This is a genomic window from Hymenobacter volaticus (genome assembly GCF_022921055.1).
GTDB classification, from domain to species: Bacteria; Bacteroidota; Bacteroidia; order Cytophagales; family Hymenobacteraceae; genus Hymenobacter; species Hymenobacter volaticus.
Genome location: NZ_CP095061.1, coordinates 700,308 through 712,939, shown reverse-complemented (window position 1 = coordinate 712,939; position 12,632 = coordinate 700,308). Strand labels below are relative to the sequence as shown.

Below are 12,632 nucleotides of genomic sequence, written 5' to 3'. Positions count from 1 at the left end.
CTGTTGAGTTTATACTATTCTAATTTAATTGTCCTATTTATTTAAGTATAGCACTTGCTGTGTATAAGATCTTGTCAAAATCGAACCAAACAACGCGCAACCAAAATCACGTAGGTTGCTCCCAACGGCCTTCAAACGCATTACTAAGGGCTAACTACCGCAAGATGAACACAGTGAGAAGCTGGACAGCAGTATAAACCTGTACATTGGTTCTGAGTTTAGGAGTACTATTACACCCGCAGATAGTGCCATTTTCATCTGGTTACTTCCTGTTCGTGTGCGTATAGGTAGCTGTCTGAATCGTTGGTCCCTAACTTTCCTTTCTATGTCCCACTCCTTCTCTTTCAATCAAACAAAGCGGTTTGCACTGCCGCGTATCGTTCGTTTAGCAGCTGTGGCAATAGCTATGGTTGGTTTCCTGCCTGGTTGCGTAGACGATGATGGCAACGTCTCATTTCCGACGGCGCCTTCCCGAATCAGGGTAGCGCAACCTGGTGTGTCGCCGGAAGGTGTGCAGTATGACGAAGTAAACCGGCGCTTCTTGGTTAGCTCACGTACCCGTGGACGCATTGGCGCCGTGAAAGATGACAGTTCTTATACTGTATTTGCAGATGATCCGCGGCTGATTTCCACTATCGGCTTGAACCTCGATTTATCGCGTAATCGGCTGCTCGCGGCGGTGTCCGACAACGGGGCCAACACCACCCGCTCCACGCCGGCTACTCTTCGCCGCTTAGCTGGGCTAGCTATTTTCAATTCCAACAATGGTAGCCTCACTCGGTACGTGGACCTCGGTGCGTTGCGGCCAAACCAGAACCACTTCGCCAACGACATAACGGTCGATTTAGAAGGTAACGCATACGTTACCGACAGTTCCTCGCCCATCATCTATAAGGTAGATCCGCAAGGCAATGCCACCGTGTTCCTGGAAGACCCACAGTTGAGCGGCGGCACCGGGTTCGGCTTGAACGGCATTGTGTTTCACCCGGCTGGCTTCCTGCTCGTAGCTAAATCCAACGATGGTACCCTGTTCAAGGTGCCACTCAATAACCCCAGCGGCTTTACCCGGGTAACCAGCAACCAAAATTTGGTAGGCGCTGATGGCTTACTGCTGCTTACGCCGCAAACCTTGTTGGTAGTATCGGGTAGCCAAACCAGCGTATTTCGATTGGTTAGCAACGATAACTGGTCGTCGTCTTACAATTCGGGCACTTTCGCTACGGGCCCAGTTAGTCCTACTACTATCACGCGCCGCAACCTGACCGACGCCTACGTGCTGTACCCTTACCAAGCTGCCTCTCCTTTCTTCGAGATTGTGAAAGCTCGCTTCTAAATAGTCACGCCTCGTTCTACAGACTAAAAGTGTAGTACCACTGGCATTCGCAACTCGCTCATTTCAACTAAGAAGCCCCATTAGCTACGTACTAATGGGGCTTCTGCATGTAGTGTAGGGTACTGTTTGCTTAAGCATGATGCACTCCATTGCCGACAACGCTCTCGGCTATGATTGCCTGCATTAAACTTCGCCTTGTCCCACGCATACGGTCGAAAGCCGCTACCTTATAGATACGTTCCACTAAAATTCCACCACTCTATGAATTCAACCTCTACATGCCTTCGGTGTGGCAGCGCAGCTTATCGCACACTCCTAACGCTTTGTTTGCTTGCGCTTAGCAATGCCTTTGCACTGAGCGCCTCTGGCTACGATTTCACGGTGGCGAAGGATGGTACCGGCGACTATACTACGGTGCAAGCAGCCATCAATGCCGCACCTACGGGTCGCACTGGCTCATTTACCATCTTTATCAAAAACGGCCGTTACAAAGAGAAAATCACGATTCCAGCCAACAAGCCATTTTTGCAACTTGTGGGTGAAAGTGTTGCCAATACCATTCTCACTTACGATGATGGCGCCAGCACCCCGGCGCCCGGGGCGGCACCCTTGGCACTCAGAATTCGGCTAGCTTCTCGGTGAATGCCGATGACTTTTCGGCCTTGAATATCACTTTTGAAAATTCGTTTGGGGATGGGTCGCAGGCCGTAGCCGTGCTGCTGAACGCCGACCGGACCGCCTTCAAAAATTGCCGCTTCCTCGGCAACCAGGATACGCTCTACACCAAAGGCAACGGCACTCCCAGACACTACTTTCGGGACTGCTACATCGATGGCAACGTGGACTTTATTTTTGGTAGTTCGGTAGCCGTGTTCGACCGGTGCGTGGTGTACGCTAAAACGCGTACCACGAATGGCTCGTCGTACATCACGGCCGCTAATACGCCACCAGGTCAGCCGTACGGCTACGTATTTCGAAACTGCAGGCTACCAGCCAACACCGGCGGAACGCAATACGTGCTGGGGCGGCCCTGGCAGAACGCCACTGGTTTTGCTACTCCTGCCCACAACAAAGTGGTTTTTCTAAACGCCACCCTTGGTGCGGGCTTGATTCAACCAGCTGGCTGGGCTGTTTGGGATGCGGGCACGAACACCAGCCTCATTACGTATGCCGAATACCAAAGCCGAACGTTTAGCGGAAACTTAGCGCCTATTGGACAGCGCGTAAGCTGGTCGAAACAGCTGACAGCGGCGGACACGGCGGCTTACACAGTAGCCAACCTCTTTGGCAGCAGCTGGAATCCGTGCGCTACAGCAGCGGGTTTCTGCGGGAGCTATGCTCCGGAAATTGCCGTCTCGAACTTTCGGGCCACCAAAGGCAACAGCACTACGCCCTCTACGCTAAGTTGGAACATTAGCTGGGCCATGAGTCAAATCAAGTATGAGCTGTTTCGCTCTTCCGACAATGTTGCCTTCAGCATGGTGGGGGAAGTAACCGCCCTCACCGACTCACTTTACAACTTCCAACTGCCCGACGTTGTCCCGCCGGCTGGCAGCATTTATTATTACTACCTGAAAGCATCGAAGCCTGGCGTTGCCACGCACACCACTGAAACCATCCGGATTTCCAGTGCCCCAACCCTTACCATTACGGGTACGTTGGGCACTTTCGTGCAATACCAAACCAACGCCTCAGGCGTGCAAGCCTATTCGCTGGCAGGCGCCAACCTTACTGCCAACGTAACCATTACCCCTCCGGCAGGCTATGAGGTATCAGCCAATGCAGGTACTACTTGGGCTACGGCGGCTGATCCGCTCGTGCTTACACCCGTCGACAATACGCTAGCTGCCACTATCAGCGTGCGGCTGAACGCCGCAACAGCAGGCAGCTACACCGGCAACATTGTACACAGTAGCCCCGGAAATACAACCACGAATGTGCCCGTAGCGGGCACCAAAACGAATACCGCTGCCCCCATATCAAGGCCGCTACAGTGGTGGCCGTTGAAAGCTAGCAGCACCGATAGCAGTGCCGTGCGTTCGGGGGCAGTGGTTGCTAGCACTCCTATTCTGCGGGGCCTGACGGTTTCAAACGGCACCACGGTGCCTGCTATTCGGGCGTATTCCAATACGTTTGGACAGGCTTTCGGGGCAAGTACCAACGGCGACGGCACTTGGGCTACAACCATAGGGGGCCCTGGCGGCAACCTGAGTCGCCGCGTCTACGAGCAATTCACGGTCACAGCCGGCCCCAATTCCATTGTGCGGCTCGACTCACTGCTTTTGACCTCGGCCTTCTACAACACGTCCAGCAATACCAAGCTAGCCGTGGTGTACTCGCGGAGCAACTTCGCCACCGATTCCGCCGATGTAATGGGTGGCACCGGCCCTACCGGGGGGCTGCCCAGCACAGCCAATGGGGCTTTTCAGACTCCTATTCTGTTAGCCAATCAACCTGGTGGCCCCACGCTTACCTACCGGTTACTGCTCAATGAGTCGGCTGGTATTACCCTAGCGGCTGGACAACGGCTTACTATCCGGCTTTACTTCAGTTGCGGCAGTACAAGCTCGGGCCGGTATGGGTTACTGAAAAACGTAGTGGTGAAAGGAGAGAACATCACTGTGCTTAGCAACAAGCCATTAGCTGGCAGCGGCCTGAACGTGTTTCCTAACCCGGCTACAAGCCATGTAGCCGTGGAATTAAGCGGGTACTCTAAAGCTACCGAGCTATGCCTTTATAATGTCTTGGGCCAGCCTGTGCAGCGCCTAGATGTACCGGGCAAAGCTGGAATTCAGCGCACCACATTCAACCTGAGCCAACTGCCAGCGGGCGTCTATTTGCTGCGCACCCGCACAGAAGGCGGTTCGGATGTACGTCGGATTCTGAAGCAGTAAGCTGTAACACTGTAGTTGAAAAGCAGGGGAGGTCTCGCAGATAGAACAGAGGACCTCCCCTGCTTTATGTGGGAGGTTCCAGCGAAAGGCCTCTGTAGCTCGACTTAAGTGAACTTGCCTGGCTTGTGTAGATTTGCGCCATGTCGGTATTTCAAACCTACCTCCAACTCGGCTTCTACCATATCTTCAACCTGCGGGCCCACGACCACATCGTGTTTCTGCTGGCCCTATGCGCACCGTATGTGCTGCGCGACTGGCGCCGAGTAGTGGCACTGGTCACGAGCTTCACGATTGGCCATTCGCTCACGCTGGCGCTGGCTACTATGGGCTTCGTGCACTACAGTCCCAAGCTGATCGAGATGCTGATTCCGGTGACCATCTTGCTCACCTGCATCCTGAACACAACAGAAATGGGCCGCACCGGCGAACGGCTACCTACCCGCCGACGGCCAGAACCTATATTGCTCGCATGGCCTAACTTGCTAGCGGCCGTATTTGGGTTGATTCACGGCCTGGGCTTCTCTAGCTATTTGCGCGAACTGTTGGGCCGACAGAGCCGACCCGTGTTGGAACTGTTGGCCTTCAACGTCGGCGTAGAGCTGGGGCAACTACTGATTGTCGGCATCATTCTGCTGCTAGGTTTTGTTGTGTTGCGCATTTTTGGTGCTGCCCGCCGCGACTGGCTGCTGTTCGTGACGGGTGCCGCTGCTGGTATTGCCACCGTACTGCTACTAGGGCAACTAACCTCGTGATGCTGAGTGCCAGTTTATTATGTGGGCGAAGTGAATCTCTATGCGTAAGCTACTGTTGCTCCCATCGGTACTCATCATGTTGGATACCAGACTAGTGCTCTGAACATACGATACCCTTGTGCAACGCTAGGCTTGGCGTTGAGTCCTTGACGAATTGGGCGGAGATTTCTCGTAAATTTACTTCTCCGCCATTTGCACTTAACTCTTTTGCAACTACACTTAACGTATGACCAAAACATTACTGCCAGCCGCTGGCCTTGCTTTGTTGCTGGCCGGGCCGGCATTGGCTCAGACCACCAATTCTGGCACCGACAAGTTTGCTCAGCTTGGTACTGAGTTGCCTACCCCTAACTCGTATCGCACGGCTTCCGGCGCGCCTGGCGTCGATTATTGGCAGCAACGCGCCGACTACAACATCCGCGTTAAGCTCGACGACGAGAAACAAGCTATTACCGGCTCCGAGGACATCACCTACACCAACCTCTCGCCTGACGTGCTGACTTACCTCTGGGTGCAACTCGATCAGAACATAATGGACAAGAATTCCATTACCACCGCCACGCAGGTTGGTCAGATCCAGGACCGGATGTCGTTCCAGGCGCTGGATTATCTGCAACGCAGTGAGTTTGACGGCGGCTTCAAGATCACCAAAGTGGAGTTGAAAGGTGGCAAGGCGCTACCGCACGTTATCAACCACACCATGATGCGGGTGGATTTGCCGACGCCGTTGCGGCCCCGGCAGTCGGTTACGTTCAGCTTGGCGTGGAACTACAACATCAACGACCAAACCAAAATCAACCAGCGCAGCGGCTACGAGTATTTCTCCGAGGACAAAAACTACCTCTACGAAATTGCGCAGTTCTATCCACGTATGGCCGTGTACTCCGACAACCAGGGCTGGCAGCACAAGCAGTTCTTGGGCAACGGTGAATTCGCGCTGCCTTTCGGTGATTACCGCGTAAGCATCACGGCCCCGGCCGACCACGTAGTAGGCGCTACGGGCACTTTGCAGAACGCCTCGGAAGTACTGACTTCTGCTCAGCGGCAGCGCATGGCGCAGGCCGTGAATGCCAAGAAGCCGGTGTTCATTGTGACGCCGATGGAAGCCGAGCAGGCCGAGCAGAAGCGCGCCAAAGGCACTAAAACCTGGACGTACGCCGCCAAAAACGTGCGCGACTTTGCCTGGGCTTCGTCGCGGAAGTTTATTTGGGATGCCATGGGTATCAAGCAAGATGGCACGCCAGTAATGTGCATGTCGTTCTATCCCAAAGAGGGTAACCCGCTGTGGGGCAAGTACTCGACTGAGGTAGTAGCCCACACCATCAAAACGTACTCGAAGTTCACGATTCCTTACGCCTACCCCGTGGCTATTTCGGTACACGGACCCGTGGGTGGCATGGAGTACCCCATGATTTGCTTCAACGGCGGCCGCCCTGAGAAAGACGGTACGTATACTGCCGACCGGAAATACGGGATGATTTCGGTGATTATCCACGAGGTAGGTCACAACTTCTTCCCGATGATTGTGAACTCCGACGAGCGGCAATGGACTTGGATGGACGAAGGCCTGAACACCTTTGTGCAATACCTGACTGAGCAGGAATGGGAGCGTAACTACCCTTCACGCCGCGGCGAGCCCAAGAACATTGTGGACTACATGCGCACCGGCAAGAACCTGCAAACCCCGATTATGACCAACTCGGAATCGGTGTTGCAATTCGGGCCAAACGCCTACGCCAAGCCCGCTACTGGCCTCAATATTCTGCGTGAGACCATTATGGGTCGCCAACTCTTCGACTATGCGTTCAAGGAATATGCGCGCCGGTGGGCCTATAAGCACCCCGAGCCTGCCGACTTCTTCCGCACTATGGAGGATGCTTCTGGCACCGACCTCGACTGGTTCTGGCGCGGCTGGTTCTACACCACTGACCACACCGACCTAGCCCTGGATGCTGTGAAGTGGTATAAGGTGGATTCCAAGAACCCCGAGCTGGAAAATACGGCTAAGCGCCAACAGCTCAACAGTGCTCCGCAAACCCTCTCGCAGCAGCGCAACCTCCAAGACATCAAGAAAACCCTGATAGACGAGAAGCCCGATCTGAAGGACTTCTACAACAACTATGACCCGCTGGCTACCACCGATGCCGACAAGCAACGCTACCAGCAGTTTGTAAAGGCGCTTTCGCCCGAACAGCAGCAGCGCCTGAATGCCGGCTTGAACTTCTACGAGGTTAGCCTAAAGAACCTCGGCGGCCTCACAATGCCGGTTGTCGTGCAGATGACGTATGAAGACGGCAAGCAGGAAGTGGTGAACATTCCAGCTGAAATCTGGCGCAAAAACAACGCCGAGGTAACCAAGGTCTTCATCACCGATAAGCCTGTGGTAAGCTTCGTGCTCGACCCCTACCTCGAAACCGCCGACACCGACCTAAGCAACAACTCTTGGCCACAGAAAGCCTCGCCTTCTCGCTTCGAGTTGTTCGAGTTGCAGCAGCGTAACCAGCCTAACCCCATGCAGCAGCAAACCTCGATGCAGCAGAAAGAGCAAAAGCCCGGCAGTAGCACCAGCGGCACCGGCGGTGGCACTAACTAGTGTATAACCATAAGGACCCACAAAAAGCGCCTGGCTATAGCCAGGCGCTTTTTTTATTTTATTGTAACTACAGCAGCGCCTTGAATACTCTTCCCACTAGCATAATCATCTTATGATCTGCTTGAGTTACATCTCGCTAGGCACTTCCATTACCTCCTACCTAGTATTGCTGCTAGAATAACTTTTATCGTAGCTTGTCGGCTTCACCAAACTTCTATCGGTATGGGACTACTCGACGGCCTCCTTGGCAATGCTTCCGAAAGCGACGCTCAATCTATTCAGCAAGAACTAACGCACCTGCTTGCCGACGGCGAGCGAGTGGAAAAAGCCTATGCTGTTATTCGCGACTTATTGGTGTTTACCAACAAGCGCTTGATCTTGGTAGACAAGCAGGGCGTAACTGGCAAGAAAGTGGAGTACCTAAGTATTCCCTACCGTAGCGTAGAGCGGTTTTCGATGGAAACCACTGGCCACTTCGACCTCGAATCGGAGTTGAAAATATGGGTGCGCGGTCAAGCTGACCCCATCAGCAAAACCTTTCGCGACGATAACAGCATCCGCGACGTGAACCGGGCTTTGGCGGAATACGCGCTGTAAATAGCAGAGTGGGCTTGCAACTTCTTGGGTATTGGTGGCCTCTTTCTTTTGAATGCCTTCCAACTTCCTTCCAAGCCTACTTATGCTATTTCGTCGTATTACCAGCTATTTATTGTGTACGCTGCTTCTGTGTGCCTGGCAGTGCGAAGACCCCGAACCGGAACCAACGCCTGACTGTATACAAGCCAACGTAGTTGGTCCTGACTGCCATGCCGCCAGTGGCCGCATGGGCTACTATCTGCGTCTGGAGCGCCCAATAGCCGAATCGACTACGCAGGTCAATCCTACCACCGGGGCCACGGAGTACATTATCAACGCCATCAATGTGCCAGCAACCTACCAGCAAGCTGGTGCTACTTTCTTCTGCACGGTGCGCCAAGCCACCGATACGGAGTTGGCTGCTATAGGACCTAGAACCGCTATCTGTTCGCAGGTAGGCCCATTTGCCTATTTAGAGAATGTTAGTGATACCGCTTGCACTACCAAATAGTCACTTCCCGTTCAGCAAAAAGCCCCGCAGCTTACTTCAGCTGCAGGGCTTTTTGTTTTTGGTGTTTCAAAATCATCCTACCACTTGCGCGTTCGGAGCAGGCACAGATGGGTTATACTGCGGAGTTTGCGCGTTTTGCTCGGCCGTGACTTTGCCTTTGTCATCCTTAAAGTCGGAGCGCTTGTAGGGGCGGATAATGAGGCGTAGCGCCCGGTCGGAGCTGGCGTAACTGAAGGCCCAGTCAATGAAGGTAACAACCTTATTGCGGAAGCCGACCAGCGTCATCAAGTGAACAAACAACCAGGTAAGCCAGCCCAAGAAGCCGCTAAAGTGCTTGTTGCCGGGCAGATCCACTACGGCGCGATTGCGGCCCACAATGGCCATGCTGCCTTTGTTGAAATATTTGAAGTCTATGGGAGCTTCGCCGCGGAGTAGCCGTTTGAAGTTGTCGGCTAACTGCTCGGCTTGCTGAATGGCTACGGGCGCCAGCATGGGAAGCCGCGGGGCATTTCGTCGGTTACCATGCTAGCCACGTCGCCGATGGCGTACACGTTGGTTTGGCCTTCCACGCGGTTCCAGCGGTTCACCTTGATGCACTTGTTGCGCGCAATGACCTCGCCGGGCAGGCCAGGCACTTCGTTGCCATTCACCCCAGCAGCCCAAATTAGGTTTTCGGTCCGAATGAACTCGGTATCGGATATGTAAGCCTTGCAATCTTCAAAGCGCTTGACGGGCGTGTTCAGGCGCACGTGCACATTCATGCTGTCGAGGTAGCGCTTGGCCTTATCCTGCGCAAACTTCGACATGGGCCCTAGTACTGCCGGGCCTGCTTCCATCAGATAGATTTCCATCTGCTTCAGGTCCAGCTCCGGATAGTCTTTGGGCAGCACATCTTTGCGCATTTCGGCCAGCGAGCCTGCAATTTCGACGCCCGTTGGCCCACCGCCTACAATTACCACGTTGAGCAGCGCTTGCCGCTCTTCGGGGTTCTCTTTGAGCAGGGCTTTCTCGAAGTTCTGGAACAAGTAGCTGCGTAAGTTCAGCGCGTTCGGAATACTCTTGATCTGCATGGCGTTCCGCTCAATGCTCTCAATTCCGAAAAAGTTGGTGAGCGAGCCGGTAGCCAGCACGAGGTGGTCGTAGCGAATCTCCCCGATGCTAGTTACCACAATATTGCGGGCCGTGTCGATGTTCTGCACGGAGGTCATGCGGAAGAAGAAATTCTCCTGCGCCGCAAAAATTTTCCGGATCGGGTAAGCAATGCTATCGGCCTCTAGGGCGCCGGTGGCTACTTGGTAAAGCAGCGGCTGAAAGTTGTGGTAATTATTACGGTCGATGACCACCACTTGTACGGGGGCATCCGCGAGTTCTTTGGCGAGCCGCAGCCCGGCAAAGCCGCAACCTACTATAACGATGCGCGGTTGCGAGGTGACAGGTATGTTGGTATCCATTTCGAGTAGACAAAGTCAAACACTTCCTTTACCGCGAAACAGAGCTTGGGGTTGCCTAAAAAGTGTAGCTGAACAGCTGAGTATCTGCATGAAAAAGCCCCCGACCCAGATAGCTGTTGCTTTCCGAAACAGGGGCTTTTTGTGTGGGCGCTAAGCTTATGCCTAGTAATCCTCGCCTTCTTTCTTCTTGAACTCGCCGTCCTTCACCTGCTTGATGAGTTGTAGCCAACTGAAAGGGTTCAGCAATGGGTTGTTGCTCTGTAGCGACGGCCCCAAGCCCATCCGACGCTGCTGCTCTATCTGTTGCATCTGCATAGTTTGGCGGTAGTTGCCCATGCTCGTGACCGGGGCATTGTTGAAGATGCGTCGCAGAATGTCCTCGTTCAGGTTTTCGGCGGCGCTCGTACCTTTTTCTTTCGGCAGACGCAACGCCAGGAAAGCTTCTTTGAACGCCTTCTCGGTGCTATAAGGGAAGATGCGTACCTCAGGCAGTACCGTAGCATCTTCGCGTAATGTCACAATAATCGAGTAGCTGTCCCGCTGGTAGTCAGCCGGAATAACTACGTATTGATTGCGGTAGCCCAAGCTGCGGATGATAATACTGTCGCCGGTCAGCACGGGTATCGAAAAGTATCCGTACGCGTTGGTAGCAGTGCCACGGCCGGCCTTGGGTACAAATATGGTGGCACCTGGTACCCCCAACAAAGAATCACCGGTGGCCACGATGCCCGTGAACTGCACTACGCGCGCCTGCCCCTGCGCCCGTGCGCTTGAAGGAGCTAGTCCGGCCAGCAGCAACATGCAGACAGCCAGTGCAAAATAAAATCGAACTACTACAGACATACTACGAATTACAGACTACAAGTATACGGGTTCTTTGGGGTCACTGCCGCGTTTACCGTAAATTTGCTACGGTTCACAACGGGCCTTCTCCCCTGCCACTCGTCTAAAGATGCGCCTCAAACACGTCAGCGTTGCATTTGGCCAGCAACTATTTAAAGCTTTTGGCGACGAAAGCCGGGTGCGCATCCTGCACCTGCTTTGGCGCAACCAGGAAATGTGCATCTCTGACCTGGAACAGGTCCTTGACTTCACCCAAACCAAAACGTCACGCCAATTATTGTACCTAAAAAATGCAGGTTTGGTGAATTTCCGGCGCCTCGACAATTGGATATTCTACTTCATTGAGGGCGAAGGCACCGAACTAGTACAGCAACTGTTAGGCTACATGGAGCGCGACCCCCAACTCGTGCGCGACCAGCAGATTTATCAAACGCTCTGGTCGAACCGGGAGCTTGCCGCGTATAAGCTCCAGAACCGTCGCTGGACTGGTACCCCAACAGAACGCTAGGGAGCAGTTTAAGAAATTCGCCTCGGCATCTGTTCTACCAAATTCCAGTCTGTTCCGTTCCCAATACCTGTTGCTTGATCGTTAGATGTCAGTGATTCATTTGTTTGTTTGCAATGCCCAGAAGACCGAAGTCGGCAAAGACGTGGCGCGGGCATTAAAAATTGAGTTGAAGAAGCAAGACCTGAAGTCGGTGGTGCGCAAGGGGGAGAAACACAAAACCCGCGTGCAAACTTGTAGTTGCCTCGACCAGTGCAAGCACTGCAAAAAGGGCTCTGGCGCGGCCCTGGTAATCTATCCGGAAGGCATTTGGTACGGCGACGTAAAACCCAAAGACGCCGCCGACATCGTGCGCGAACACCTCGGCGAAAACCACCCGGTAAAGCGTTTGTTGCTAGACGAGATATAAGTCAAGCGGAAGCTGCATCACTCACTCTTTTACCTGATACCTCCAAAACTTGAAACCGTACCGCCACCTCTTCTTTGACCTAGACCACACGCTGTGGGACTTCGAAACCAATGCCAACGAAACGCTGCGGCATTTGTACGAGCACCACGATATGGACCGGTTTGGTGCGTTCACAGTAGACGAGTTCATTCGAGTGTATAGTGATATCAACCACGGCTTGTGGCGACTCTATCAAAGCAATAAGATCACGCAGCAGCAACTACGCGCCACCCGTTTCCCGCGTACGTTCGTGAAGCTCGGTTTGCAAGAAGCCGATGCACCAGCAGGACTTTCCGAACAGTTCACTGATATTTTGCCGTTGAAATCGGCTGTGTTCCCGTTCACATTTGAGGTGCTTGATTACCTGAAGCCAAAATACGCGCTGCACCTGATTACCAACGGCTTCCGCGACATGCAATACACCAAGCTTGATTCGGCAGGCCTTACGAGTTACTTCCAGGAAATAATCACTTCCGAGTGCTGCGGTCACCTCAAGCCTGATTCCCGCATTTTCCAGCATGCCCTAGAGCGCACCGGCGCCAAAGCCACCGAAAGCCTCATGATAGGTGACAACTTAGAGTGCGACGTACTAGGTGCCCACAACGCTGGCATCGACCAAGTCTACTTTAATCCTGAGAAACGCCGCCACTTCGCTGAAACCACGTACGAAATCAGTTGTCTGAGCGAACTGAAGTCGTTTTTATAACCTTTGTATTCGTAGCCAAT

General features: G+C 53.6%; 13 protein-coding genes. 10 read left to right on the top strand and 3 right to left on the bottom strand.

Features of this window, described 5'->3' with window-relative positions; all coding sequences use genetic code 11:
- Nucleotides 1–325 precede the first annotated feature (325 nt).
- From MUN86_RS03165 to MUN86_RS03135, 7 genes are all read left to right on the top strand, one after another.
- Nucleotides 326–1,333 (top strand): hypothetical protein, encoded by a 1,008-nt coding sequence (locus MUN86_RS03165; protein WP_245121627.1) that lies wholly within the window; start codon nucleotides 326–328, stop codon nucleotides 1,331–1,333.
- A 327-nt stretch (nucleotides 1,334–1,660) separates the two neighbouring features.
- Complete coding sequence (locus MUN86_RS31055; RefSeq protein WP_280640582.1) at nucleotides 1,661–1,975, top strand: pectinesterase family protein; 315 nt, start codon at nucleotides 1,661–1,663, stop codon at nucleotides 1,973–1,975.
- Between the two features lie 20 nt (nucleotides 1,976–1,995).
- Nucleotides 1,996–4,227, top strand: coding sequence for a pectinesterase family protein (locus MUN86_RS31050; RefSeq protein ID WP_280640581.1), 2,232 nt, complete (start codon nucleotides 1,996–1,998; stop codon nucleotides 4,225–4,227).
- 140 nt (nucleotides 4,228–4,367) lie between these two features.
- Complete coding sequence (locus tag MUN86_RS03150; protein WP_245121623.1) at nucleotides 4,368–4,979, top strand: HupE/UreJ family protein; 612 nt, start codon at nucleotides 4,368–4,370, stop codon at nucleotides 4,977–4,979.
- 226 nt (nucleotides 4,980–5,205) lie between these two features.
- Nucleotides 5,206–7,572: a M1 family metallopeptidase gene (locus MUN86_RS03145; RefSeq protein ID WP_245121621.1), complete on the top strand. Its 2,367-nt coding sequence runs from the start codon at nucleotides 5,206–5,208 to the stop codon at nucleotides 7,570–7,572.
- 222 nt (nucleotides 7,573–7,794) lie between these two features.
- Nucleotides 7,795–8,169: a PH domain-containing protein gene (locus MUN86_RS03140; protein ID WP_245121619.1), complete on the top strand. Its 375-nt coding sequence runs from the start codon at nucleotides 7,795–7,797 to the stop codon at nucleotides 8,167–8,169.
- Between the two features lie 82 nt (nucleotides 8,170–8,251).
- Entirely contained in the window at nucleotides 8,252–8,659 is a 408-nt protein-coding gene (locus MUN86_RS03135; protein ID WP_245121616.1) for a hypothetical protein, read from the top strand.
- Between the two features lie 72 nt (nucleotides 8,660–8,731).
- Here MUN86_RS03135 and MUN86_RS31590 read toward each other — a convergent pair whose 3' ends face one another.
- The 3 genes from MUN86_RS31590 to MUN86_RS03125 all read right to left on the bottom strand — a co-directional run bounded on the left by MUN86_RS31590 (nucleotide 8,732) and on the right by MUN86_RS03125 (nucleotide 10,953).
- A complete protein-coding gene (locus MUN86_RS31590; protein ID WP_311181777.1) occupies nucleotides 8,732–9,151 on the bottom strand; it encodes an NAD(P)/FAD-dependent oxidoreductase in 420 nt (139 codons plus the stop codon).
- Nucleotides 9,136–10,110: an NAD(P)/FAD-dependent oxidoreductase gene (locus MUN86_RS03130; RefSeq protein ID WP_311181776.1), complete on the bottom strand. Its 975-nt coding sequence runs from the start codon at nucleotides 10,108–10,110 to the stop codon at nucleotides 9,136–9,138. Before MUN86_RS03130 ends, MUN86_RS31590 begins: the two co-directional genes overlap by 16 nt.
- Before the next feature lie 162 nt (nucleotides 10,111–10,272).
- Nucleotides 10,273–10,953 carry a carboxypeptidase-like regulatory domain-containing protein gene (locus MUN86_RS03125; RefSeq protein ID WP_245121614.1) on the bottom strand — a complete coding sequence of 227 codons (681 nt, stop codon included), beginning with the start codon at nucleotides 10,951–10,953 and terminating at the stop codon, nucleotides 10,273–10,275.
- 109 nt (nucleotides 10,954–11,062) lie between these two features.
- Here MUN86_RS03125 and MUN86_RS03120 point away from each other — a divergent pair, with 109 nt between their 5' ends.
- The 3 genes from MUN86_RS03120 to MUN86_RS03110 all read left to right on the top strand — a co-directional run bounded on the left by MUN86_RS03120 (nucleotide 11,063) and on the right by MUN86_RS03110 (nucleotide 12,612).
- Nucleotides 11,063–11,461, top strand: a complete 399-nt coding sequence (locus MUN86_RS03120; RefSeq protein WP_245121611.1) for an ArsR/SmtB family transcription factor — start codon at nucleotides 11,063–11,065, stop codon at nucleotides 11,459–11,461.
- A gap of 85 nt (nucleotides 11,462–11,546) precedes the next feature.
- Nucleotides 11,547–11,867 carry a (2Fe-2S) ferredoxin domain-containing protein gene (locus MUN86_RS03115; RefSeq protein WP_245121608.1) on the top strand — a complete coding sequence of 107 codons (321 nt, stop codon included), beginning with the start codon at nucleotides 11,547–11,549 and terminating at the stop codon, nucleotides 11,865–11,867.
- Between the two features lie 49 nt (nucleotides 11,868–11,916).
- Nucleotides 11,917–12,612, top strand: coding sequence for a YjjG family noncanonical pyrimidine nucleotidase (locus MUN86_RS03110; protein WP_245121605.1), 696 nt, complete (start codon nucleotides 11,917–11,919; stop codon nucleotides 12,610–12,612).
- The last annotated feature ends 20 nt before the right edge of the window (nucleotides 12,613–12,632 follow it).